Source organism: Microbacterium sp. zg-Y625, from assembly GCF_030246925.1.
Taxonomy (GTDB): Bacteria; Actinomycetota; Actinomycetes; order Actinomycetales; family Microbacteriaceae; genus Microbacterium; species Microbacterium jiangjiandongii.
Map to the genome: position 1 here is coordinate 1,930,798 of NZ_CP126740.1, position 21,830 is coordinate 1,952,627.

Annotated in this window: 25 protein-coding genes; 13 read left to right on the forward strand and 12 right to left on the reverse strand. The window is 70.2% G+C overall.

Annotation, left to right across the window (positions count from 1 at the left end; all coding sequences use genetic code 11):
• Positions 1-15: 15 nt before the first annotated feature.
• Positions 16-1,920, reverse strand: a complete 1,905-nt coding sequence (locus QNO14_RS08855) for an ABC transporter ATP-binding protein (protein WP_257506359.1) — start codon at positions 1,918-1,920, stop codon at positions 16-18.
• Positions 1,921-1,964: 44 nt separating this feature from the next.
• Here QNO14_RS08855 and QNO14_RS08860 point away from each other — a divergent pair, with 44 nt between their 5' ends.
• Positions 1,965-2,150: a hypothetical protein gene (locus QNO14_RS08860; RefSeq protein WP_257496200.1), complete on the forward strand. Its 186-nt coding sequence runs from the start codon at positions 1,965-1,967 to the stop codon at positions 2,148-2,150.
• 10 nt (positions 2,151-2,160) lie between these two features.
• Here QNO14_RS08860 and QNO14_RS08865 read toward each other — a convergent pair whose 3' ends face one another.
• Complete coding sequence (locus QNO14_RS08865; protein WP_257496199.1) at positions 2,161-2,286, reverse strand: hypothetical protein; 126 nt, start codon at positions 2,284-2,286, stop codon at positions 2,161-2,163.
• A gap of 129 nt (positions 2,287-2,415) precedes the next feature.
• On the opposite strand from QNO14_RS08865, the gene QNO14_RS08870 reads away from it, so the two are divergent.
• The gene (locus tag QNO14_RS08870; protein WP_257496198.1) at positions 2,416-2,967 is read left to right on the forward strand and encodes a type 1 glutamine amidotransferase domain-containing protein; all 552 of its coding nucleotides are present in this window, start codon (positions 2,416-2,418) and stop codon (positions 2,965-2,967) included.
• Positions 2,968-3,167: 200 nt separating this feature from the next.
• A complete protein-coding gene (gene adhP, locus QNO14_RS08875; RefSeq protein ID WP_257506360.1) occupies positions 3,168-4,187 on the forward strand; it encodes an alcohol dehydrogenase AdhP in 1,020 nt (339 codons plus the stop codon).
• Positions 4,188-4,254: 67 nt separating this feature from the next.
• On the opposite strand, the gene QNO14_RS08880 is transcribed toward adhP, so the two are convergent.
• Positions 4,255-5,475, reverse strand: a complete 1,221-nt coding sequence (locus QNO14_RS08880) for a trans-sulfuration enzyme family protein (RefSeq protein WP_257506352.1) — start codon at positions 5,473-5,475, stop codon at positions 4,255-4,257.
• Positions 5,476-5,587: 112 nt separating this feature from the next.
• Here QNO14_RS08880 and QNO14_RS08885 point away from each other — a divergent pair, with 112 nt between their 5' ends.
• Positions 5,588-6,070: an Lrp/AsnC family transcriptional regulator gene (locus QNO14_RS08885; RefSeq protein WP_257506353.1), complete on the forward strand. Its 483-nt coding sequence runs from the start codon at positions 5,588-5,590 to the stop codon at positions 6,068-6,070.
• 10 nt (positions 6,071-6,080) lie between these two features.
• Here the strand turns inward: QNO14_RS08885 and QNO14_RS08890 are convergent, their stop codons facing one another.
• The 4 genes from QNO14_RS08890 to QNO14_RS08905 all read right to left on the reverse strand — a co-directional run bounded on the left by QNO14_RS08890 (position 6,081) and on the right by QNO14_RS08905 (position 10,877).
• A complete protein-coding gene (locus QNO14_RS08890) occupies positions 6,081-6,389 on the reverse strand; it encodes a metal-sensitive transcriptional regulator (protein ID WP_257496195.1) in 309 nt (102 codons plus the stop codon).
• 10 nt (positions 6,390-6,399) lie between these two features.
• On the reverse strand, positions 6,400-8,661 hold the full coding sequence (locus QNO14_RS08895; protein ID WP_257506354.1) for a heavy metal translocating P-type ATPase: 2,262 nt from the start codon (positions 8,659-8,661) through the stop codon (positions 6,400-6,402).
• Between the two features lie 18 nt (positions 8,662-8,679).
• On the reverse strand, positions 8,680-8,889 hold the full coding sequence (locus QNO14_RS08900) for a heavy-metal-associated domain-containing protein (RefSeq protein ID WP_257506355.1): 210 nt from the start codon (positions 8,887-8,889) through the stop codon (positions 8,680-8,682).
• 290 nt (positions 8,890-9,179) lie between these two features.
• A complete protein-coding gene (locus tag QNO14_RS08905; RefSeq protein WP_257496192.1) occupies positions 9,180-10,877 on the reverse strand; it encodes a long-chain-fatty-acid--CoA ligase in 1,698 nt (565 codons plus the stop codon).
• A gap of 175 nt (positions 10,878-11,052) precedes the next feature.
• On the opposite strand from QNO14_RS08905, the gene QNO14_RS08910 reads away from it, so the two are divergent.
• The 5 genes from QNO14_RS08910 (at position 11,053) to QNO14_RS08930 (ending at position 15,380) form a co-directional block, all read left to right on the forward strand.
• On the forward strand, positions 11,053-11,772 hold the full coding sequence (locus QNO14_RS08910; RefSeq protein ID WP_257506356.1) for a hypothetical protein: 720 nt from the start codon (positions 11,053-11,055) through the stop codon (positions 11,770-11,772).
• Positions 11,750-12,163 carry a phage holin family protein gene (locus QNO14_RS08915; protein ID WP_257506357.1) on the forward strand — a complete coding sequence of 138 codons (414 nt, stop codon included), beginning with the start codon at positions 11,750-11,752 and terminating at the stop codon, positions 12,161-12,163. The genes QNO14_RS08910 and QNO14_RS08915 overlap by 23 nt, the downstream gene beginning before the upstream one ends.
• Positions 12,160-12,735, forward strand: coding sequence for a DUF3618 domain-containing protein (locus QNO14_RS08920; RefSeq protein ID WP_257496189.1), 576 nt, complete (start codon positions 12,160-12,162; stop codon positions 12,733-12,735). Before QNO14_RS08915 ends, QNO14_RS08920 begins: the two co-directional genes overlap by 4 nt.
• Before the next feature lie 230 nt (positions 12,736-12,965).
• Positions 12,966-14,654: an aa3-type cytochrome oxidase subunit I gene (gene ctaD / locus QNO14_RS08925; protein ID WP_434543531.1), complete on the forward strand. Its 1,689-nt coding sequence runs from the start codon at positions 12,966-12,968 to the stop codon at positions 14,652-14,654.
• A 24-nt stretch (positions 14,655-14,678) separates the two neighbouring features.
• Positions 14,679-15,380, forward strand: a complete 702-nt coding sequence (locus tag QNO14_RS08930; RefSeq protein WP_257504983.1) for a DUF1345 domain-containing protein — start codon at positions 14,679-14,681, stop codon at positions 15,378-15,380.
• A gap of 21 nt (positions 15,381-15,401) precedes the next feature.
• On the opposite strand, the gene glsA is transcribed toward QNO14_RS08930, so the two are convergent.
• Positions 15,402-16,343: a glutaminase A gene (glsA, locus tag QNO14_RS08935; RefSeq protein WP_257504984.1), complete on the reverse strand. Its 942-nt coding sequence runs from the start codon at positions 16,341-16,343 to the stop codon at positions 15,402-15,404.
• A 134-nt stretch (positions 16,344-16,477) separates the two neighbouring features.
• Between glsA and QNO14_RS08940 the strand changes: the two genes are divergently transcribed.
• From QNO14_RS08940 to QNO14_RS08955, 4 genes are all read left to right on the forward strand, one after another.
• On the forward strand, positions 16,478-17,824 hold the full coding sequence (locus QNO14_RS08940; RefSeq protein ID WP_257496102.1) for an APC family permease: 1,347 nt from the start codon (positions 16,478-16,480) through the stop codon (positions 17,822-17,824).
• 58 nt (positions 17,825-17,882) lie between these two features.
• The gene (locus tag QNO14_RS08945) at positions 17,883-18,308 is read left to right on the forward strand and encodes a GIY-YIG nuclease family protein (protein ID WP_257504985.1); all 426 of its coding nucleotides are present in this window, start codon (positions 17,883-17,885) and stop codon (positions 18,306-18,308) included.
• Positions 18,309-18,453: 145 nt separating this feature from the next.
• Positions 18,454-18,756, forward strand: a complete 303-nt coding sequence (locus QNO14_RS08950; RefSeq protein WP_257504986.1) for a hypothetical protein — start codon at positions 18,454-18,456, stop codon at positions 18,754-18,756.
• A gap of 31 nt (positions 18,757-18,787) precedes the next feature.
• Complete coding sequence (locus QNO14_RS08955) at positions 18,788-19,759, forward strand: squalene cyclase (RefSeq protein WP_257504987.1); 972 nt, start codon at positions 18,788-18,790, stop codon at positions 19,757-19,759.
• A gap of 39 nt (positions 19,760-19,798) precedes the next feature.
• Here QNO14_RS08955 and QNO14_RS08960 read toward each other — a convergent pair whose 3' ends face one another.
• The 4 genes from QNO14_RS08960 to QNO14_RS08975 all read right to left on the reverse strand — a co-directional run bounded on the left by QNO14_RS08960 (position 19,799) and on the right by QNO14_RS08975 (position 21,827).
• A complete protein-coding gene (locus tag QNO14_RS08960; RefSeq protein ID WP_257496098.1) occupies positions 19,799-20,086 on the reverse strand; it encodes a hypothetical protein in 288 nt (95 codons plus the stop codon).
• Entirely contained in the window at positions 20,061-20,669 is a 609-nt protein-coding gene (locus QNO14_RS08965) for a hypothetical protein (protein ID WP_257504988.1), read from the reverse strand. The genes QNO14_RS08960 and QNO14_RS08965 overlap by 26 nt, the downstream gene beginning before the upstream one ends.
• Positions 20,670-20,877: 208 nt before the next feature.
• A complete protein-coding gene (locus QNO14_RS08970) occupies positions 20,878-21,162 on the reverse strand; it encodes a PLDc N-terminal domain-containing protein (protein ID WP_257504990.1) in 285 nt (94 codons plus the stop codon).
• Positions 21,163-21,245: 83 nt separating this feature from the next.
• On the reverse strand, positions 21,246-21,827 hold the full coding sequence (locus QNO14_RS08975) for an IMPACT family protein (protein WP_257504992.1): 582 nt from the start codon (positions 21,825-21,827) through the stop codon (positions 21,246-21,248).
• Positions 21,828-21,830 lie beyond the last annotated feature (3 nt).

Here is a 21,830-nt window from a genome sequence, read left to right on the forward strand (position 1 = left end):
GGGCGCGACGCGCCTCTACTCCGCGCGGCGGGCGATGGCCTCTTCGGTCTCGAGCACCCGCGAGGCGGCCACCTGCTCGGCGGCGAGCTGGGCGTACAGCCCGCCGGCTGCCAGCAGCTCGGCGTGCGTCCCCGATTCGACGATGCGCCCGGCCTCGACGACGTGGATGACGTCCGCACCGATCACCGTCGAGAGCCGGTGGGCGACCGACAGCGTCGTGCGGCCGCGGGCGGCGGCATCCAGGGCGTCCTGCACCACCCGCTCCGACACCGTGTCCAGCGCCGAGGTCGCCTCATCCAGCAGCAGCACGGGCGGATCCTTGAGCAGCACGCGGGCGATGGCGATGCGCTGCTTCTCACCGCCCGAGAGCCGGTAGCCGCGCTCGCCCACGACCGTGTCGTAGCCGCCGGGGAAGCCCGCGATGATGTGGTCGATGTTCGCTGCGGCGCAGGCGGCGGCCAGTTCCTCGTCGGTGGCGTCGGGCTTGGCGTAGCGCAGGTTCTCGCGGATGGTCGCGTGGAAGAGGTAGGTCTCCTGCGACACGATGCCGACCTGGTCGATCAGCGACTCGTGGCGGAGCCTTCGCACGTCCGTCCCGGCGAACAGCACGCCGCCGCCCGAGGCCTCGTACAGCCGCGGCGCCAGATACAGCACCGTGGTCTTGCCCGCCCCCGAGGGGCCGACGAACGCGACGTGCTGCCCGGGTTCCGCGACGAACGAGACGCCGTCGAGCGTCGGACGGCTTTCGCCCGTGGCATCCGGATAGCGGAAGACCACGTCGCGGAACTCCACCCGCCCGAGCGGGCCCGGCCCGTCGGCGACGTCGATGGCGTCGGGGGCGTCGCTGATCGCGGGCGTGAGGTCGAGGTACTCGAAGATGCGGGCGAACAGCGCAGCGGAGGTCTGCAGATCCAGGGCCACCCGCATGAGCCCCGTGAGCGGCTGCAGCAGCCGCGCCTGCACCGTGGTGAAGGCGACGACGGTGCCGGCGGTGATGTCGGCGCTTCCGCCGACGATGAGGTAGCCCGCGACGAGGTAGATCACGGCGGGAACGCTCGCCATGAGCACCTGCACGACGGCGAAGAACCCCTGGCCGCTCATGGCCCGGCGCACCTGCAGCACGACCTGGTTGCGGTTCTCGGCGCGGTACCGGGCGGACTCGGTGCGCTGCCGGTTGAACGACTTCGACAACAGGATGCCGGAGACGCTCAGGGTCTCCTGCGTGATCGCCGTCAGCTCCGACAGCGACTCCTGCGTCTCCCCCGCGATGCGCGCCCGCACCTGACCGACCTTGCGCTGCACGAGCACGAGCGCGGGCATGAGCACGACGGCGATGATCGTCAGGCGCCAGTCGATGATGATCATCGCCACGAGGGAGGCCACGACCGTCACCGCGTTGCCGAGAATGCTGGTGACGGTGTTGGTGAGCACCCCCGAGACACCGCCGACGTCGTTCTGCAGGCGCGACTGGATGACACCCGTCTTGGTGCGGGTGAAGAAGGCGAGCTCCATCGCCTGCAGATGGTCGAACAGCCGTACCCGCAGGTCGCCGGTCACCCGGTTGCCGACCGTCGCGGTGAGCCACGTCTGCAGCACGTTCACCCCGGCGGACGCCAGGAACAGCCCGATCATGATGGCGACCAGCCGCAGCAGCAGCGAGAGGTCGGGTCCCGTGCCGTCGGTGGGGAAAAGGGCGTCGTCGAAGACCCGCTGCACGAGCAGCGGCGGCACGACCGCGAGTCCCGAGCCGACGATCACGAGCAGCCCGGTGACCGCGATCCGGGCACGGTAGGGACGGAACAACGCCATGACCCGTCGGCCGAGGCCGGGGATGCGAGGCGCCTGAGCGTTGATACGGCGCTGCGCGGACTCGTCGACGCCGCGGAATCCGCCGCGGGGTCCGCCGCCGCCCATGCCCATACTCACCCGTTCAGCCTACGACCGGCCGCGGGTAGGGTGTCGGCATGAATCCCACTCCCGACGACGCCGACCGGGCGCAACTGGATGAGCTGCGCGAAGAGATCGATGCCCTGAAGAAGATCCCGGAAGAGGAGCTGATCAGCCCATCACCCACGAAGGGTCACGAGGGCGAGCTGGAACCGAAGCCGACCGATGCCCCCGGAACCGAGGACTGGGGCGAGACCCGCTGAAGGGCGGCAGTCAGCTGCCGCAGCAGGAGCTGCCGCCGCAGCACGAGGAGCCCTCCTCGGCGAGGGGCAGCAGGTTCTTCTCCTCGGCGACGGGCGCGAGGGGCTGGGTCAGGGGTGCGTTCGTGGGGGTGGCCATGTGCTCCACACTAGCCCCGCCGTAGGTCACCTGCGCCGCATGCGCAAGCCCGCGTCGTCCGCCGCGTGCGGTCCCTAGCGTGGAGCGCATGCCGGGACGGTCCCGGCGCTCAGACGAAAGGACGACGACATGACCGAGGACATCACCGGCAAGCGCGTGGCGTTCCTGCTGACCGACGGTTTCGAAGACAGCGAGCTCACCTCGCCCTGGCAGGCGGTCACCGATGCCGGCGCCTCGCCGGTGCTCGTCTCGCCCGCAGACGGCGCCGTGTCGGGCAAGAACGGGCACGAGCAGGCAGTCGACCTGTCGGTGTCAGAGGCGCAGGCCGCGGACTTCGACGCCCTCGTCCTTCCCGGCGGGGTCGTCAACGCGGACAACCTCCGCATGGACGAGGCGGCGGTCGCCTTCGCGCGCGACTTCTTCGCCCAGCACAAGCCGGTCGGCGTGATCTGCCACGGCGCGTGGATCCTCGCCGACGCGGATGTGCTCGGCGGACGCACGATCACCAGCTATCCCAGCCTGAAGACAGACCTGCGCAACGCCGGCGCGTCGTGGGTCGACGAGGAGGTCGTGGTGGATGCCGGTCTGGTCTCCAGCCGCACCCCCGACGACCTGCCCGCCTTCAACGCCAAGGTGGTCGAGGAGATCGCCGAGGGAGCGCACTCCGGCCAGACGGTCTGAGCCGCGCCCGCACGAGAAGGCGGTGACCTCTGCGGGGGTCACCGCCTTCTCGTGTCTCCGCATCTTGCTGTGGTCTGACCACAGCGCTACAATCGAGCACCGAAGGGACGGCGCCCGTCCGTCCGAAGGAAGTGATTGTCATGACCACGATGACGAACGCGGCCGAGAACGTCGACCGCGGCATTGTTCCGGACGGCCTCATGCGCGCCGCCGTCGTCACCGCACCCGACCAGCCGCTGAGCGTCACCGAAGTGCCGATCCCCACCCCCGGTCCGGGTCAGGCCCTGGTGCGCGTCATCACCAGCGGCGTCTGCCACACCGATCTGCACGCCGCGCGCGGTGACTGGCCGGTTCCGCCGAAGTCCGACCTCATCCCCGGTCACGAGGGCTACGGCGAGGTCGTCGCGCTCGGCGAGGGCGTCACCACGCTCGCCGTCGGCGACAAGGTGGGCAACGCGTGGCTGTGGAGCGCCTGCGGCGTGTGCGAGTTCTGCCGCACCGGCTGGGAGACCCTCTGCCCCGCGCAGCAGAACGGTGGCTACTCCGTCGACGGCAGCTTCGGCGAGTACATGCTGGTGGACGAGCGCTTCGCCGCCCGCATCCCGGAAGGCGTCGACACCGATGAGGTCGCCCCGATCCTGTGCGCCGGCGTCACGGTCTACAAGGGCCTGAAGATGACCGAGGTCAAGCCAGGCGAGTGGGTCGTCATCTCCGGCATCGGCGGCCTCGGCCACATCGCCGTGCAGTACGCCCGCGCGATGGGCATGCGCGTCGCCGCCGTCGACATCGACGACGACAAGCTGTTCCTGGCCCGCCGCCACGGAGCGGAGGTCACGGTCAACGCCGCCAAGACGGACCCGATCGCCGAGATCCAGGAGCGCACCGGCGGCGCGCACGGCGTGCTCGTCACCGCCGTGCACCCGCAGGCCTTCGCCCAGGGCACCGGCATGGCGCGCCGCGGCGGCACCGTGGTGTTCGTCGGCCTCCCCCCGGGGCAGTTCCCGGCCGACATCTTCGACACCGTGCTGCGGGCCATCACGATCCGCGGCTCGATCGTCGGCACCCGCCAGGACATGGTCGAGGCGCTGGACTTCTTCGCCCGCGGAGAGATCCACCCCACCGTGACCGTCGAGAAGCTCGACGACATCAACGACATCTTCCACCGCATGGAAGAGGGCAAGATCGAAGGCCGCATCGTGATGCGGTACTCGCAGGACTGAGTCGCCAGACCCACCCGCAGCAGAATGCCCCGGACCCGGTCCGGGGCATTCTGCGTCCGGGTGCGTCTCAGACCTGCAGCGCGACCGTAGCCTCCGTCGGCGTACCGGCACCGTCGGCGACGCGCAGCGCACGGTCGAGGTCGGCCACGAGGTCGTCGACGTGCTCGAGCCCGATCGACAGCCGCAGCACCGCAGCGGAGGGGCGGGCCTCGGCTGCCACGGGTCGGTGCGTGAGGGCCGCCGGATGCTGGATGAGGGAGTCCACGCCGCCGAGCGACACGGCGTGGGTGAACAGCTCCACGGCGCCGGCGGCCGCGGCGGCAGCGGGGTACCCGCCGCGCATCTCGAAGGCCACCATCGCGCCGCCGCCCCGCAGCTGACGTGCCATCAGGCCGCGCGGGTCGCCGTCCAGCCCGGGGTAGTGCACCCGCGCGACGGCGGGGTGCGCCTCGAGCCACGCCGCGATGCGCGCGGCGCTCTCCTGCTGGGCGCGCACGCGCAGCGGCAGCGTCGCGAGCCCTCGGTGCAGCAGGTACGCGCCCAAGGGGTGCAGGAGCGCGCCAGTGATCGCCCGCACCCGGCGCAGCGCCTGCGCGGATTGCTCGGAGCAGGCGATGACCCCCGCCATGGTGTCGCCGTGCCCACCCAGGTACTTCGTGCCGCTGTGCAGGCTCATCGCGGCGCCCAGCGCGAGCGGCTGCTGCAGCACCGGAGTGGCGAAGGTGTTGTCGACCAGCACCGGCACGCCCGCGGCGGCCGCGACCACGGCGGCGATGTCGACGAGGTCGAGCGTGGGGTTGGCGGGGGTCTCCACGATGACGAGCCCGGTGTCGGGGCGCAGGGCCCCGGCCACGTCCGCCTCGTCGCAGAAGGTGACCTCGGCGCCCAGCAGACCGCTCGCCAGCAGGTGATCGGTGCCCCCGTAAAGCGGCCGCACCGCGACCACATGCGGGCGACCCGCCGCCTGGGTGTGCGCGAGGATCGCGGCCGTCACGGCGGCCATGCCGGTCGAGAAGGCGACCGCCGCCTCGGCGCCCTCGAGCTCGGCGAGCGCGTCCTCGAAGCGCGCGACGGTGGGATTCCACAGCCGGGCGTAGACGAAGCTGTCCTCCGCGGTGGGCCGGCCCCCGGTGGCGAGGGTCTCGTAGGAGTCGCCGCCCCGCTCGACGTCGGGCAGCGGATTCGTTGTCGACAGGTCCAGCGGCAGGGCGTGCACCCCCAGCGCGCCCAGGTCGGCGCGTCCGGCGTGGACGGCGGCGGTGTCGGGATGCCGGTGCGAGAAGTCCATGCCCATATGATGCGGGAATCACCGCCCACGCGTGGCTGCGCCGCAGATTGCGCGGCACAGTGACGGGATTACCGCGTTCCGTGCAGCATCACAGGGCAGACAGGAGGCACCGTTGGTCAGATCACAACCCGACGACGAGATCGACGAGCTCGACCGGGCGATCCTCGCCGAACTGAGCACGCGGGCGGATGTCACGAACAAGGCACTCGCCCACCGGCTGCACCTGGCGGAGTCGACGTGCGCCCACCGCGTGCGCACGCTGCGGCAGCGCGGGCTCATCGTGGACACCCGCGCCAGGGTCGACACCGCCGCGCTGGGCTTTCCGCTGCGGGCCATCGTCAACGTGCGCTTGGGCAGCCACACCAAGACCGGCGTCACCGAGCTCTTTCAGGCCCTCACGGACATCCCGGGCGTCATCGAGGTGTTCCACGTCGCGGGCGAGGACGACTTCGTGCTGCACGTGGCCGCCGCCGACGCTCACGCGCTGCGGGACCTCGTCCTCGAGCACATCACGGTGCACCCGAGCGTCCGCTCCACCGAGACGCACCTGGTGTTCGACCGGCGCGACGGGGTGGGCGTGCTGCCGCAGCGCTGAGGCAGCCGGGTCAGGAGCGCACGAGACGGGCGATGGCGGCCGTCGCCTCCGCGACCTTGGCATCGGCTTCGTCTCCACCCAGTCGCGCCGCGTCGACGACGCAGTGCTTCAGGTGGTCATCGAGCAGTCCGACGGCGACGGAGTTGAGGGCACTGGTCAGCGCGCTGATCTGCGTCAGGATGTCGATGCAGTACTTCTCGTCATCGATCATCTTGTGCACCCCGCGGGCCTGTCCCTCGATGCGCTTCAGCCGCTTGAGGTACCTCTCCTTGTCGGTGATGTATCCGTGCACGTGGGTGTCGTGTCCGATGGCGGTCATGACGGGTTCCTCACTTCGGATCGGCGGGTACGGGCGAGAGCGGGCGGAAGCGGCGCAGGCGCAGGCTGTTCCCCACCACGAAAACGCTCGACAGCGCCATCGCGGCGCCCGCGAGCATGGGATTGAGCAGTCCGAACGCGGCCAGCGGGATGGCGGCGACGTTGTAGGCGAAGGCCCAGAACAGGTTCGACTTGATGACGGCCAGCGTGCGGCGCGACAGGCGCACGGCGTCGGCCGCCGCGACGAGGTCACCACGGACGAGCGTGATGTCGGCCGCCTCCATCGCGGCATCCGTGCCCGTCCCCATGGCCATGCCGAGGTCGGCCTGCGCCAGCGCGGCGGCGTCGTTGACCCCGTCGCCCACCATCGCGACGACCTTGCCCTCGGCCTGCAGCCGCGCGACCGTGGCCACCTTGTCCGCCGGCAGCACGTCGCCGATGACCTCGTCGATCCCGACGTCGGTGGCGATATGCCGCGCGACGGCGGTGTTGTCTCCGGTGAGCAGCACGGGGGTCAGCCCCAGCCGGCGCAGCTGTGCGACGGCGGCGGCGCTCGTGGGCTTGGGACGGTCGGCGATCACCACGACCCCCCGCACGCGCCCATCCCACGCGACGAACACCGCGGTCTGGCCCCGCGAGAAGGCCGCTGCCGCAGCGGCCTGGAGGTCATCGCCCGGGCGCAGCGCCCACTCGTCGAGCAGCCCGCTGCGGCCCACGACCACGGCATGCCCGTCGACGACGCCCGCCACGCCCGCCCCGGCGGAGCTGCGGAAGTCCTCGACGGCACCGAGACCGCCCACCCGCGCCGCGGCGGCTGCGATCGCCTGGGCGATCGGGTGCTCGCTGGCGTGCTCCACGGCGCCGGCCAGACGCAGTACCTCGTCGGCATCCTCACCCTCGGCCGCCACGACGTCGACGACGCTCATCCGCCCGGTCGTGACGGTGCCGGTCTTGTCCAGCACGATCGTGTCGACGCGGCGCGTGGACTCGAGCACCTCGGGACCCTTGATGAGGATGCCGAGCTGCGCACCCCGGCCGGTGCCCACCAGCAGCGCCGTGGGGGTCGCAAGTCCCAGGGCGCAGGGGCAGGCGATGATCAGCACCGCCACGGCGGCGGTGAAGGCGGAGCTCGCGGGGAACCCGGCGATGAGCCACCCCGCCAGCGCGGCGAGCGCGATGACGATGACGATGGGAACGAAGACGCCCGAGATGCGGTCGGCCAGACGCTGCACGTCGGCCTTGCCGGACTGGGCCTGCTCGACCAGACGCCCCATCTGCGCCAACCGGGTGTCCGCGCCCACGCGCGTGGCGCGGACGATCAGGCGGCCGCCGGCGTTGACGGTCGCCCCGGTGACGGCATCGCCCGCGCCGACTTCCACCGGCAGCGACTCGCCCGTGAGCATCGACTCGTCCACGGCCGACGATCCGGCCGTGACGACGCCGTCGGTGGCGATCTTCTCCCCCGGGCGCACGACGAACTCGTCACCGGCCCGCAGCTCGCCGATGGGGATGCGCCCCTCGACGCCGTCGCGCAGCACGGTGACGTCCTTCGCCCCGAGCTCCAGCAGGGCGCGCAGCGCCGCCCCGGCCTGGCGCTTGGCCCGCTTCTCGACGTAGCGACCGGCGAGCACGAACATGGTCACCCCCGCTGCCACCTCGAGGTAGATGTCGCCCGAGGCGTCCGCGGAGCCGATCGTGAACGAGAACGGATGCGTCATGCCGGGCATGCCCGCTGTTCCGAAGAACAGCGCGTACAGCGACCACGCCAGCGCGGCAGAGGTGCCCAGGCTGATCAGCGTGTCCATGGTCGCTGCGCCGTGACGCAGGTTGATCCATGCGGCGCGGTGGAAGGGCCATGCCCCCCACACCACCACGGGGGCGGCGAGCACCAGCGACAGCCACTGCCAGTTGGGGAACTGCAGCGCCGGGATCATCGACATGAGGATCACCGGCAGCGCGAGGGCTGTCGACACCAGCAGACGGTGCCGCACGCTCTCGAGCTCCGGATCGACGTCTCGCGCTTCGCGCTCGGCCTCCCGTGGCGGTGCCGGCAGCGCCGCGGTGTAGCCGGTGCGCTCCACTTCGGCGATCACCGTGGCCGCCGCAAGGCCTGCAGGCCCCGTGACCTGCGCCTTCTCGGTGGCGTAGTTGACGGTGGCCGAGACGCCTTCCAGACGGTTGAGCTTCTTCTCGATGCGGGCCGCGCACGACGCGCAGGTCATGCCCCCGATCTCGAGCTCGAAGCGGGTCTGGTCAGCGCCCAGGGTTGTCATCGCGTGTCGCCCTCCCCCTCACGCGCGGGAAGCGGCGTACCCGGCCTCGTCGACGGCGGCGAGCACGTCGGCGTCGGCGACGGGTACTGCTGCGGAGATCACGAGCCGGCCCGTCTGTGCGCTGACCTGCACGTCGTCGACGCCGGCGATCTTCGCGACCTCGCCGCGCACCGCTGCCTCGCAGTGGCCGCACGTCATCCCGGCCACCTGGTACTCGCTCGTCGTCATGATCGCTCCTCGTCGCATCGCGTTATACCCCCGCGGGGTATCTTCAGTATACCGCCGGATGCCGGCGCAGACCCTGCCCGTGGGCTACCAGACACCGGAGCACGCGTCAAGGCAGGGCGGAGCACGACATGCCCGCGTAGCGTCGATCTTGTCAGTTTGAGAGACCCCGGTTGAGGCGTTGATGTTCGGGTCATCAGCGCCTCCCGGCCTCAACTGCAGGCCCCGGCGGGAGGGCATCCCGCCGGGGCCATAAACCTTCCCCGCTGCACAGACGGCCGCGACCAGGCGCCTCACCCGGCGAGCATCTGCTCCCGGACTTCGCGACGCAGCACCTTGCCGATGAGCGACCGCGGCAGGTCGTCCATCTGCACGATGCGCTTGGGCACCTTGTACGCGGCCAACCGGGTGCGGCAGTAGTCGCGCAGGCCCTCCACATCGAGGCTCGCATCGGCGCGCAGCACCACGGCCGCGGCGACGTCTTCGCCGCCGCGGGGGCGCGGCATGGCGACCACGGCAGCACTCTCGACGTCCGGATGCGACTGCAGTGTGTCCTCGACTTCGGTGGGCGACACGTTGAAGCCGCCGGTGATGATGAGCTCTTTGAGCCGGTCCACGATCGTCACGAAGCCGTCGGCCGATACCGACGCGATGTCGCCGGTGCGCAGCCAGCCGCCATCGATCAAGGCAGCGGCAGTCTCGTCCGGACGTGCCCAGTACCCCTGGAACACCTGAGGACCGCGCACGAGCAGCTCACCGGACTCCCCCAGCGGCCGGTCCGTTGATGGGTCGTCCGGGTCGACGACCCGCATCTCGGTGCTGGGGAACGGCACCCCCACGGTGCCCGGTCGCCTGCTGTGGCCCATGGGGTTGCCCAGGGCGACGGGAGACGATTCCGTCATTCCGTACCCCTCGACGAGAAGGCCGCCGGTGACCTCTTCCCAGCGGCTGACCGTCGTCACCGGCAGGCTCATCGCCCCCGAGATCGAGAAGCGCACCGTGGACAGGTCGATCTTGCCGCGCTCTGCGGCGCGCGACAGCTGGTCGTAGATCGGCGGCACAGCCGGAAGGAAGGTCGGCGGGCTCTTGCGCGCGGCATCCGTCATGAGCCCGACGTCGACCTTCGGGAAGAGCACCACCTTCGCCCCGATGCTCATGGCGAAGGTGAGGCACAGGGTCATGCCGTATGCGTGGAACAGCGGCAGCACCCCGTAGAACGTCTCCTCGCCGTCCACGAGGCCCGGTACCCAGGCGCGCCCCTGCATGGCGTTCGCGCGCAGGTTGGCGTGGGTGAGAATCGCGCCCTTCGGGGTGCCCGTGGTGCCGCTGGTGTATTGCAGCACCGCGATGTCATCGATCTCCGGGCCCGGGACGCGCGACGAGACGCGTCGGTGGTCCAGCAGCTGATCCCAGCGGTAGGGGTTGCGCAGCTTCGGCGTGGTCGTCATCTGGGCGCGCGACGCGCGCGCCTTGGGGATCGGCAGCGCCAGCGCCAGCCGCTTGGCCAGGGGCAGCGCGGTGGTCATGTCGACGCTCACGATGCGTCCCGGGCGCACATCGCTCGGGAACTCCGCGACGGTGTCGACGACCTTGTCCCAGACGATGGCGACGGAGGCGCCGTGGTCCTCGAACTGATGCCGCAGCTCGCGAGCGGTGTAGAGCGGATTGTGCTCGACCACGATCGCCCCCAGGCGCAGCGCGGCGTAGAACGCCACGACGTGCTGCGGGCAGTTGGGCAGCACCAGCGCCACCCTGTCGCCCTTCTTCACACCCAGCCGCCGCAGCCCCTCGGCGGCCCGCTGGATCTGCTCCCCCAACTGCCCGTACGTCGTCACCGCACCGAAGAACTCCAGGGCCGGGCGCCGCGCGTGGGTCTTCACGCTGGCCTCGATCATGCGCGTGAGCGTCTGCGTCGGTTCATCGATGTCAGCGGGGACGCCCGGAGCGTAGGCGGCGAGCCAGGGGCGGGATTCGAAGGGGTTGGACGACATGACTCCATTTTTGCCCATCGCCGCTGAGCGTCTCGTCCGTGGACCCCGAGGTTGACAGGCGCGCCCGCCCGTGCGATTGCACTAATCGCCGGATCCCGCAAGGCCCTTAGCCGGGTCGGCGAGGCCGCGTAGGAAAGGGGGGTGCCGGAGAACTCCCGGCCTGAAAGGGGCAACCATGTCACAGAGTTATGGGTCGGGTATCCCGGCCACGACGAGTGCCGCCGACAGCGGCGCATCAGGCAAGGTCGACACCGCGAAGGCGGAGGCGAGCGACCTGAAGGACACGACTGTCTCGAAGGCGACGGACGTCGCGAGCACGGTCAAGGGTGAAGCATCCAGCGTCCTGGGTGAGGCCGGAACGCAGGCCAAGCAGCTGTACGCGCAGACCCAGCGCGAACTGAAGGAGCAGGCGAGCGCTCAGCAGCAGCGCCTCGCGTCGGGGCTGCGGTCCGTCGGCTCTGAACTTGAGTCGATGTCGGCCAACGGAGACCAGCAGGGCGTCGCAGCCGACCTGGTGCGCCAGGCAGCCACCCGCATCTCGGGCGCCGCATCGTGGCTCGGTGACCGCGACCCGGGCTCGGTCCTCAACGAGGTGAAGAGCTACGCGCGACGCAAGCCCGGCATGTTCATCGCCGGCGCAGCGATCGCCGGAGTGGTGGTCGGCCGCCTCACGCGCGCCCTCGCCGCGAACGCCTCGGACGACAAGGCCGCGCAGGCTTCGATGCCCGCGGTCCCCGCAACGCCCGCGCCCGTGGTCGTGAACACAACCACGCCCGTGCCTCCGGCCCCCGTCGCCGCACCGGTGGACACGCCGCTGTACGAGCAGTCCACGGCGACGCACGCGCCCGGGCTGGCCGGGGAAGGTGGGCAGGATGTCCGACGCGACACCATCTGAGCAGAAAGCGGCGACCACGTCCCTCGGCGACCTGCTCGGGGAGGTCACCCGCGACATCTCGACGCTGATGCGTCAGGAGGTCGCCCTGGCCAAGGCGGAGCTCAAGGAGTCCGCCACCCGCTCCGCCAAGGGAGCGGGCCTGCTGGGCGGCGCCGGCTACGCGGCACTGATGGCGGTGTTCTTCCTCTCGTTCGCTCTCTGGTGGGCGTTGGGAACGCTGGTGGGCGGCGGCTGGTCCGGCGTCGTCGTGGCCGTGCTGTGGGGCGTCATCGCGGCGATCCTCTTCGTGGTCGGCCGCAACAAGATGAAGGAAGTCGAGGGCGCTCCCCAGACCGTGGAGACCCTCAAGGAGATCCCCGAAACGCTGAAGAGGAATGAGGAGAACCGATGAGTGATTCCCCGGATCAGATCCGCGCCGACATCGAGCGGACCCGTGAGGAGCTCGGCGGCGACGTCGACGCGCTGGCCGACAAGGTGACGCCGTCGAAGATCGTCGACCGCCAGAAGGACAAGGTGCGCAGCGCCGTCGGATCGGTGCGCGAGCGCATCATGGGAGCAGCCGACGATGCGGGCTCCGCGGTGTCGGGCGCCGGCTCGTCGGCACTCGGCCAGGTCGGCGACGCCAAGGACCGCTTCGTGGCCAAGGCGGAGGGCAACCCCCTCGCCGTCGGCCTCATCGCGTTCGGGGCCGGCCTGCTCGCTGCGTCGCTCGTCCCGGCGTCATCTCGCGAGAAGCAGATGGCCTCCGATGTGAAGGATGCCGCCCAGCCGCTCATGGACGAGGCGGGCAACGTCGCGAAGGAGATGGGCGAGCACCTCAAGGAGCCCGCTCAGGAGGCGGCCACCGCGGTGAAGGATGCCGCGAGCGAGTCGGTCGAGACCGTCAAGGCCGAGACGCAGTCAGCGGCATCGGACGTCAAGGACCAGGCGCAGCACAGCCGGGAGAACGTCTCCGGCAGCTGAGCCGACAGGTGAGAGGGCGGGGGTCGCGTTGCGGGCCCCGCCCTTTCGCTGTCCGGATGTGGATGGGTTATACGTCACGGTCCGGATGCGCGCAATCCCGTTACGGCGTCGCTGGGCTCGGTCTTACGGTTCCCGCAGCACTGGCCCGCCTGCCAGCGCGGGAAGGAGACGTCGTGTCCCAGACCGTCCGCCGCCAGGACACGCTCCCACCCCGGCAGGCCGCCCTGCTCGTGCGCACCCGCGTCGAGCAGAAGGGAAACCTGCTGGTGCGGTGGATCACCTCCACCGACCACAAGACCATCGGGTACATGTACCTGATCGCGTCGGTGCTGTTCTTCCTGCTGGGCGGGGTGATGGCACTGATCATCCGCGCGGAGCTGTTCGAGCCCGGCATGCAGATCGTGCCGACCCGGGAACAGTACAACCAGCTGTTCACGATGCACGGCACCATCATGCTGCTGATGTTCGCGACGCCCCTGTTCGCCGGCTTCGCCAACGCGATCATGCCGTTGCAGATCGGCGCTCCCGACGTCGCCTTTCCCCGGCTGAACGCCTTCTCGTTCTGGCTCTTCCTCTTCGGCTCGCTGATCGCACTGTCGGGCTTTCTCACCCCGCAGGGTGCGGCATCGTTCGGCTGGACGGCGTATCAGCCCCTGGCGAGCGACACCTTCACGCCCGGCGTGGGCGGCAACCTGTGGATGCTGGGCCTGGGCATGAGCGGCTTCGGCACCATCCTGGGAGCGGTGAACTTCGTGACGACCGTGATCACGATGCGCGCCCCGGGTATGACGATGTGGCGCATGCCGATCTTCACCTGGAACACGCTCATCACGAGCATCCTGATCCTTCTCGCGTTCCCGGTGCTGGCGGCAGCCCTGTTCGCGGCGGCGTCGGACCGTGTGCTCGGGTCGCACATCTTCGATCCGCAGAACGGTGGGGTGCTGCTGTGGCAGCACTTGTTCTGGTTCTTCGGTCACCCCGAGGTGTACATCATCGCGTTGCCGTTCTTCGGCATCGTGTCGGAGATCTTCCCGGTGTTCAGCCGCAAGCCGATCTTCGGGTACAAGACCCTGGTGTACGCCACGATCGCGATCGCCGCGCTGTCGGTGGCGGTGTGGGCGCACCACATGTACGTCACCGGTGCGGTGCTGCTGCCGTTCTTCGCGTTGATGACGATGCTGATCGCGGTGCCGACAGGGGTGAAGATCTTCAACTGGATCGGCACCATGTGGCGAGGGTCATTGACGTTCGAGACGCCGATGGTGTTCGCTCTGGGGTTCCTGGTGTCGTTCGTCTTCGGTGGTCTGACCGGTGTGATCCTGGCGTCGCCGCCGCTGGACTTCCACCTCTCTGACTCGTACTTCGTGGTCGCGCACTTCCACTACGTGGTGTTCGGCACGGTCGTGTTCGCGATGTTCGCCGGGTTCTACTTCTGGTGGCCGAAGTGGACCGGCCGCATGCTCAACGAGCGCCTCGGCTACGTGCACTTCTGGATGCTCTTCATCGGCTTCCACCTCACCTTCCTCGTGCAGCACTGGCTCGGCGTCGACGGCATGCCGCGACGGTACGCGGAGTACTCCGCCTCCGATGAATGGACCTGGGAGAACCAGATCTCCACGGTGGGTGCCATGCTCCTCGGCGCTTCGATGATCCCGTTCCTGTTCAACGTGTGGATCACCGCGCGCAAGGCGCCGAAGGTGACGGTCAACGACCCGTGGGGTTACGGGGGTTCGCTGGAGTGGGCCACCAGCTGCCCGCCGCCGCGGCACAACTTCACCTCGATCCCGCGCATCCGCAGCGAGCGCCCGGCGTTCGACGTCAACCACCCCGAGGCCGGCGTGCCGGTCGGCGTGGGACCCGCGCGCGATGCGCCCGACGCACCGGTGGAAGAGGCCGACGGTGAGGTGACACGGGAGTGACCGGACGGCTTCTAGACTCGTCGCGTGCAGGCAGCCCGATACGTCAGTGACACCGCCAGAGCGAACTGGAGCTCACTGCTCTCCGCGATCGTGGGCGTCGCCCTCGCCCTCGGGGTGGCAGCGGTCAAGGGCGACCTGGGCCGCATCGATCCGCTGACCGTCGGGGTCGAGATCTACCTGTTCGCATGGCCGTCCTTCGGGGCGATCTACCTCGTCTGGACGCACGCCGCCTACAGCGGTGACGGCGTCGCCGCGCGCGCACGCCGCGAGCGCGAGCTGCAGCGACGCTGGTGGTGGTCGCTGATCGGCTACGGGGGCGCGTCCAGCTGGACGCTCACCGCCGCGCTGGGCGCCGTGGTGGTGACGGTGCTCGTCGCCCAGACGCCGGCCTACCGCGGCGAGGTGCTCTACGTCACCCTGGGCCTGCTGTGCGTGGCATGCTCCTGGGCCCTGATGGTGTACTCGTTCGCGCTGCAGTACCTTCGCCTGCAGGCCGGCGCCGACGACGGCGAGCACATCGGATTCGAGGTGCCCGGCCCACCACGGTTCGGCGACTATCTCAACCTGACCATCCTGCTGTCGACCATGGCGGCGACGGTGTCCGCGGCGATCCGCACGCGGGAAGCCTGGGCGGTGGTGCGCACGAACGTGCTGTTCGCCTTCACGTTCAACTCCGTCATCGTGGCAATGGTCGTCTCGCTGCTGCTCGGAGGCCTTGCCGGCTGAGGCGGCGAAGCAGCTCGGCGCTCAGTGATGCGAGGCACGCCCGAACACGTGCAGGTCGAGGTCGGCACTCATGCGTTCGGCAGCCAGGGCGCCGCGCACGCTGGTGCCCTGCTCGTCCAGGGGTGGGCTGATCACTGCGGCGCCGAGCACCCCCGGTGCCGACAGCACGATGGCCCCGGACACGCTGGACTTGGCCGGAACGCCGACCCGACGCATCCAGCGCCCCGAGCCGTCGTAGACGCCGCATGTCGCCATCACCGACACGACGTCGCGCGCGACCTCGCGCGGGACCACACGTTCGCCGGTGAGGGGGTTCACTCCCCCGCAGGCGAGGGTTGCGCCCATCACCGCGAGGGTGCGGGCATCCACCAGCACGGCGCAGGCGCGGGCGTACACCGCCACGGCGTCGTCGGCGCTGGCCTGCAGCGTGCCCTCGGCGCGCATGAGGTGCGCCAGCGCGTGGTTGCGATCACCGAGCAGGTGCTCGTTGTGGGCGACGTCCTCGTCGACCTCGAGCGGCTTGCCCGCGAACGCCGACAGCCCGCGGAGAATGCGCTCGTCGCGGTCGGCAGCGGTGTCGCCGTCGACCAGCGACGCCGTCAGCAGGGCGCCCGCGTTGACCATCGGGTTCGGCGGGCGGCCGGTTCCGCTTTCGAGCTTGATCGCGTCGAAGGCCTCTCCCGTCGGCTCGATGCCGATGCGGTCGAGCGCGTCGCCGCCGGTGTCGCAGAGGGCGAGCGCGAAGAGGAACGGTTTGACGGCGGACTGCACACTGAAGGGCACGTCGGCCTGCGTGCTCGCACGGACCGTGCCGTCGGCGAGCGCGAGCGCGATGGCGCAGAGGTCCGGATCCGCCTCGGCGAGCTCGGGGATGCTGTCGTTCACCTGGCCGTCGTCGTGCTGCAGCAGGTCTTCGCGCAGCGCATCGAGGTCGTAGGTGCGGGGGTCGCGGGGTCCGCTCATCGTCCCAGCCTCCCATGAAGCCCGCCCTCGCCGCCGGGCAGCGCAACTCGACCCAGGCGGCCGACAGGATAAGACACATGCGGCGTCTGCAATAGGGATTTGCGCAGTTTGCGTTCCGGCAGTGAAGTGGTGCGATGAGCAGAGAAATCGCAGCGATCACGCCCACGGCGCCGATCGGGTTGAAACGAGCGGTGGGCACGCCCCTGCTCTTCGCGTTCATCGTCGGCGACACGCTCGGTGCCGGCATCTACACGCTCGTCGGCTCGATGGCCGCGGACGTGGGTGGCGTCATCTGGCTGCCGCTGCTGCTCGCGCTCGTCGTCGCCCTGCTCACCGCGGGCACGTATGCGGAGCTGATCACGAAGTACCCGCATGCGGGCGGCGCAGCCCGGTACATCGACCGCGCGTTCGGCAAACCCTATGTGTCGTTCCTCGTCGGGTTCCTGATGATGGCATCGGGAATCACGACCGCGGCCGCCCTGGCGAACGCCTTCGCCGGCGACTACCTCAGTGCTCTCATCGACGTGCCGCAGGTCCCCGCGGCGATCGTGTTCATCGCGGTGCTCACCCTCATCAACCTCAGGGGGGTGCGGGAGTCCCTCGGTGCGAACCTGGTCGCCTCGGTGATCGAGGTGAGCGGCCTGGTCATCGTGATCGTCGTCTGCGCCATCGTCTTCGGTAACGGCGACGGGGACCCGGCACGCATCTTCGAGTTCGCCCCCGACGTCCCCCCGGTGCAGGGTGCGTTCGCGGCATCCATCATCGCTTTCTTCTCGTTCCTCGGCTTCGAGGCTGCGGCGAACATGGCCGAAGAGGTCAAGAATCCGTCGAGGGCCTACCCGCGGGCACTGTTCGGCGCCATCATCACCGCCGCCGTGGTCTACCTGCTCATCGCGATCGGCGCGGTGATCGTGCTGCCGCCCGAGGAGCTGGCCACGTCCACCGGCCCCCTCCTCGACGTCGTCGCCGCCAGCGGTGTCGGCATCCCCGCGTGGCTGTTCGGACTCATCGCGTTGGTGGCGATCGCCAACGGCGCCCTCCTCTTCATGGTGATGGCCAGTCGCGTCACCTACGGCCTGGCCGAGGCGGGCCTGCTGCCGCACGCGTTCGCCCGCGTGCTGCCCAACCGCCGCACGCCGTGGGTGTCGATCCTCGTGGTCGCCGGCATCACCATGGCCCTCACCCTGGTGGGAGACGTCTCCACCCTGGCCGAGACGACGGTGCTGCTGCTTCTGCTGGTGTTCCTCTCAGCCAATGTCAGCGTGCTGGCACTGAAGAAGGACAAGGTCGACCACCGTCACTTCTCGGTGCCGCGGTTCATCCCCGTTCTCGGGATCCTGGCGTGCCTCGTGCTGCTGGCGCAGCAGTCGTGGACGGTCTGGCTGGGGTCGCTGGCTTACGTCGCGGTGGGCTCGGTGCTCTTCTTCGTCGCCCGCTACGGCCGCAAGCGCGGCGACAGGAAGCTCGAGGCGCGCGCCTGACGCGGCCGTGGGATGAGCCGCCGCGAGGATGTCGGTGCCGGCACGTAGGGTCGACCACGTGGTGAGACGTGATGGCCTGCCGGGCCCGTGCCACCTCTGCGGCGGCTCCCACGGTGCCCGGGGCGACGGCGGGTGGGTCTGCGCCGACTGCGGATGGCGGTACGGCGACGTGCCCGACCCCGACCTTCCGCTCCCCCGCATCGACGTCGTGTACTACCTGCGGTTCGACGCACGGGTCAAGATCGGCACGAGCGCCCAGCCGCGCCGACGGCTCGCGGCGATCTGGCACGACGAGCTGCTCGCATTCGAGCGGGGCGGTCGCGCCGTGGAGCAGCAGCGACACCGCGAGTTCGCCTCCCTGCGCGAGGGTGGCGAGTGGTTCACCCTCACCGGCCCGCTGACCTCGCATGTGGCGGGGCTCCGCGCCGCCGGAGACCCGTGGGTCCTCTACGCGCGCTGGCTCAGCGCGGCGCTGCGGGGCTGACCCCGCGGCGTCGCGGCGGCAGCAGACGCAGGGCGGGAGGCAGCGCGGGGCAGCGACGCCTACCGTGAACCTATGTTTCGCCTATGTAGCGGACGCGACGCCCTGCGTCAAGCCTCTGCGGCATGCCAGAACCTCGGACAGGCTGATGAGACACCAAAAGAGCGAAGGGGTCATCGTGACGATCGAGGTCGTGCCGGACGCAAAGCAGCGCCTGTCCCTTCGGTCCGCCGCGCCGCGCTCCTCGCGACTGCAGTGGCATCCTGTCACCACCGATCGCTTCGAGATCACCCTGCGTGGCGCCACCGTCGGCTTCATCGAGATCATCGGCCCGGTCTACGTCAGCCTGGCAGGCTCACGTCCCGACCGCGCCGTCGAGGTCGCCCAGTCCCTGGTGTGGACGGATGCCCTTCTCGCCCTCGATCCCGAACGCACCCGCGGTACCCGGTGACGCCGCTGCCGGACGGGTTTATCGTTCCGGCATGAGCATTGACCCGGCCGTCCTGGAGTGGCTCCTCGACTCGGACCCCGCGTTGCGGTGGCAGGTGGAGCGCGACCTCGTCGGGGCGCCGCCCGAGCAATGGGAGCGCACCCGCGCACGTGTGGCGACCGAGGGCTTCGGCGCCCGGCTGCTCCGTCTGCAGGATGCCGACGGGCAGTGGGCCGGCGGCGCGTTCTTCCCCGCGGGATTCTTCGAAAGCGACGAACCGCAGCAGCCCGGTCAGCCGTGGATCGCCACGAACTGGGTGCTGAAGGACCTGCGGGAGTGGGGCCTGGATGCCGGCGCCCTCGGCGACACCGCCGAGCGCCTGGCCGCGAACAGCCGCTGGGATTACAACGACGGGCCGTACTGGGAGGGCGAGGTCGACGTCTGCATCAACTCGTACACGCTGGCGTCAGGCGCCTGGCTCGGGGTGGACATGACGCCGCTCGCGCGGTGGTTCGCCGATCATCGCCTGGCCGACGGCGGGTGGAACTGCGAGGCCGAGGAGGGCCACTCGGTGCGGTCGTCGTTCCACTCCACCCTCAACGCAGTGCGGGGCCTGCTCGCCTACGAGAAGTACACCGGCGACACCGGGCTGCGCGAGACCCGCCACCGCGGCGAGGAGTATCTGCTCCAGCGGCGCCTGCTGTACCGCCTCACCACGGGTGAGCCGGTGGGAGAGTTCACCACGCGCTTCGTCGCCCCCTCCCGCCATCGCTACAGCGCCCTCACGGCGTTGGATCACTTCCGCGATGTCGCACTGCACGAGGGCCGCGCGCCGGATTCCCGCATGGCGGACGCCGTGTCGGTCGTGCGGGACGCGCGCCAGCCGGACGGCAGGTGGCTGCAGACCACTCCCCTGGCCGGCCGCACCTGGTTCGACGTGGATGCCGCCGAGGGTGAGCCGTCGAAATGGCTCACGCTCGCCGGCGCCCGCGTGCTCGACTGGTGGGACGCCGCATTCACCTGACCGGCCGCGCTGCGGCATCCCCTCTGCGTCTCTCGGGAGTCAGCGGTCCCGCCACAGCTCCCAGGTGCGCTCAGCGATGCGGCGGTAGCGTCTGCGCGGGCCGGCGCTGTCGTGGCCGAACCAGATGACGAACTCCTCATGGACGATCGTCAGTGTGTCTTCGAGTGAAGCTGCGGCATCCATCCTCGCGGCGATCGCCTGTGCCTCGGGGCGGTACTCATCGGTATTCGTGCCGTCGCAGCAGATATGGAGCGGATCCTCCTCGAACAGCAGCCGTTCGAGACGCTGGTCGAGGTCGCCGTCAGGCGCGGGAGGGTTCGCGGGCATCCCGTCCGCCGAGCATGATCGGCAGGCCGTCGACCTGCGAAAGCGCCTGCGCGCGGTTCCTGCGCGCCGCCTGCGCGTGGTCCGCGATGTCCGCACGCACCTCGTCGGAGTACTCGCCCTTGGCGGCGGCGACGACAGCCGCGTTCGCCCTGTTCTGGAGGGCGAAGAACATCGGCTTGTTCTGCATCGACCGGTCGACCCACTGCGGGCGGTCGAACACCTTTCCCATCTGGATGGTGCCCTCGTCGATCCACATCGAGGCATAGACCTCCGCCGCACCGAGCGCGGCCTGGGTACCCATGTCCGCGTCGGCCGGGGTGTCGAGCACGGCTCGCACCTCGCGCTGCAGGTACGGGACGATCGGGGCGACCGCCGCCGCGTCGGCCTCGCTCACGGCCTTGGCCTCGCTGGCGCGTTCGAGCACCTGGCCGACCAGGTCGAGGCGAGAGGTCAGCTCTTCCCGCAGGGCGGGGTCGATCTCACGCCCATCGCGCATGGCGAGGGAGTTGTGGAAGACCATCAGCCGCTGCAGGTTGGCGAACATCAGGATCAGCGCATTGAAGCGGTGTTCGTCGGGAGTCATCGTCCGACGCTATCGGATGCCCGCGCACACGGCTTTGCCGACCGGCGTCCGGGCAAAGAGAAAGCCCCGACCGTTACCACGCGGCCGGGGCGAGACGGATGAGAAATCCGCCTATCGATGTCTACTCTACGCCACTCCGACGGCGCTGCGCGCCACGGGCAACACCTGTCGCGATAGGAAGGGCGTCCCGCGAGGCAGCGGATCCGGCTCAGCGCTTATGGCGGATGCCGGCGAGGAAGTAGGCCGCCGGGCCCACCCAGTTGATCAGGATGACGGGCACCCAGACAGGCTTCGGGCCGCGCACGTCGTCGCCGTCCCGCCACGCGAGGTCCCAGAACGCGAGGAAGGCGAAGGCCACCTGCACCAGGCCCAGCAGCACCAGCGCCAGCTTGCCGAGTCCCCGCGCCACCGTGGCGACTTTCACCGCCTCCTTGGCGATTCCCAGCGCCTCCTTGGCGCGGTCGGGCAGTTGCACGTCCGTCTTGTTGGTCATCTTTCTTCTCCCCCGGTCAGCGAGCGGCTCCGCTCCCGACCCACGCTAGACCCTGGGTCGTCATCGCGCCTCCCTGCGGCCGCTCAGCCCCACTCGGCCCGGCCCTGGCAGACCTCGTCGACCTGGCTGCGCAGGCTTTCGGCCTGGTCCTCGGGCACGTGCAGCGTCAGCTCGACGTCGACTCCGTGCTGCACCTGCTCGAGCACCGCCCTGTGCGCGTCGAGCTCGCGGCGCACCGCACCCTCGAACGCGTACGGCACGGTCACCTGCAACACCCGCGTGCGGATCAGCGGCACGCGCTCGGCGCCGAGGAGCGCCCGCGCCACGGCATCCGTGTACGCGCGCACCAAGCCGCCCGCGCCCAGCTTCACCCCGCCGAAGTAGCGCACGACGGTCGCCAGCACGCCCTCGAGCTCCTGGTGCCGCAGCACCTCGAGCATCGGGCGGCCGGCCGTGCCGCTCGGTTCGCCGTCGTCGTTCGCCGCCGAGTGGCCACCGGCCATCAGCGCCCAGCAGACGTGCCGCGCGTCGGGATGCTCGGTGCGCAGCTGCTCGACGCGGGCGACGGCCTCGTCACGCCCCGCGACCGGCTCGACACACCCCAGGAACCGGCTCTTCTTGATGAGCAGTTCGCTGTGGACGGGCCCGGCGAGGGTGAACGGCATGGG

Bases quoted from the DNA above. Each gene is read 5' to 3' on its own strand.
- QNO14_RS08855 (WP_257506359.1), bottom strand. From the start codon at position 1,920: ATGGGCATGGGCGGCGGCGGACCCCGCGGCGGATTCCGCGGCGTCGAC.
- QNO14_RS08860 (WP_257496200.1), top strand. From the start codon at position 1,965: ATGAATCCCACTCCCGACGACGCCGACCGGGCGCAACTGGATGAGCTG.
- QNO14_RS08865 (WP_257496199.1), bottom strand. From the start codon at position 2,286: ATGGCCACCCCCACGAACGCACCCCTGACCCAGCCCCTCGCGCCCGTC.
- QNO14_RS08870 (WP_257496198.1), top strand. From the start codon at position 2,416: ATGACCGAGGACATCACCGGCAAGCGCGTGGCGTTCCTGCTGACCGAC.
- adhP (WP_257506360.1), top strand. From the start codon at position 3,168: ATGCGCGCCGCCGTCGTCACCGCACCCGACCAGCCGCTGAGCGTCACC.
- QNO14_RS08880 (WP_257506352.1), bottom strand. From the start codon at position 5,475: ATGGACTTCTCGCACCGGCATCCCGACACCGCCGCCGTCCACGCCGGA.
- QNO14_RS08890 (WP_257496195.1), bottom strand. From the start codon at position 6,389: ATGACCGCCATCGGACACGACACCCACGTGCACGGATACATCACCGAC.
- QNO14_RS08895 (WP_257506354.1), bottom strand. From the start codon at position 8,661: ATGACAACCCTGGGCGCTGACCAGACCCGCTTCGAGCTCGAGATCGGG.
- QNO14_RS08900 (WP_257506355.1), bottom strand. From the start codon at position 8,889: ATGACGACGAGCGAGTACCAGGTGGCCGGGATGACGTGCGGCCACTGC.
- QNO14_RS08905 (WP_257496192.1), bottom strand. From the start codon at position 10,877: ATGTCGTCCAACCCCTTCGAATCCCGCCCCTGGCTCGCCGCCTACGCT.
- QNO14_RS08910 (WP_257506356.1), top strand. From the start codon at position 11,053: ATGTCACAGAGTTATGGGTCGGGTATCCCGGCCACGACGAGTGCCGCC.
- QNO14_RS08915 (WP_257506357.1), top strand. From the start codon at position 11,750: ATGTCCGACGCGACACCATCTGAGCAGAAAGCGGCGACCACGTCCCTC.
- QNO14_RS08920 (WP_257496189.1), top strand. From the start codon at position 12,160: ATGAGTGATTCCCCGGATCAGATCCGCGCCGACATCGAGCGGACCCGT.
- glsA (WP_257504984.1), bottom strand. From the start codon at position 16,343: ATGAGCGGACCCCGCGACCCCCGCACCTACGACCTCGATGCGCTGCGC.
- QNO14_RS08940 (WP_257496102.1), top strand. From the start codon at position 16,478: ATGAGCAGAGAAATCGCAGCGATCACGCCCACGGCGCCGATCGGGTTG.
- QNO14_RS08950 (WP_257504986.1), top strand. From the start codon at position 18,454: ATGAGACACCAAAAGAGCGAAGGGGTCATCGTGACGATCGAGGTCGTG.
- QNO14_RS08955 (WP_257504987.1), top strand. From the start codon at position 18,788: ATGAGCATTGACCCGGCCGTCCTGGAGTGGCTCCTCGACTCGGACCCC.
- QNO14_RS08960 (WP_257496098.1), bottom strand. From the start codon at position 20,086: ATGCCCGCGAACCCTCCCGCGCCTGACGGCGACCTCGACCAGCGTCTC.
- QNO14_RS08965 (WP_257504988.1), bottom strand. From the start codon at position 20,669: ATGACTCCCGACGAACACCGCTTCAATGCGCTGATCCTGATGTTCGCC.
- QNO14_RS08970 (WP_257504990.1), bottom strand. From the start codon at position 21,162: ATGACCAACAAGACGGACGTGCAACTGCCCGACCGCGCCAAGGAGGCG.
- QNO14_RS08975 (WP_257504992.1), bottom strand. From the start codon at position 21,827: ATGCCGTTCACCCTCGCCGGGCCCGTCCACAGCGAACTGCTCATCAAG.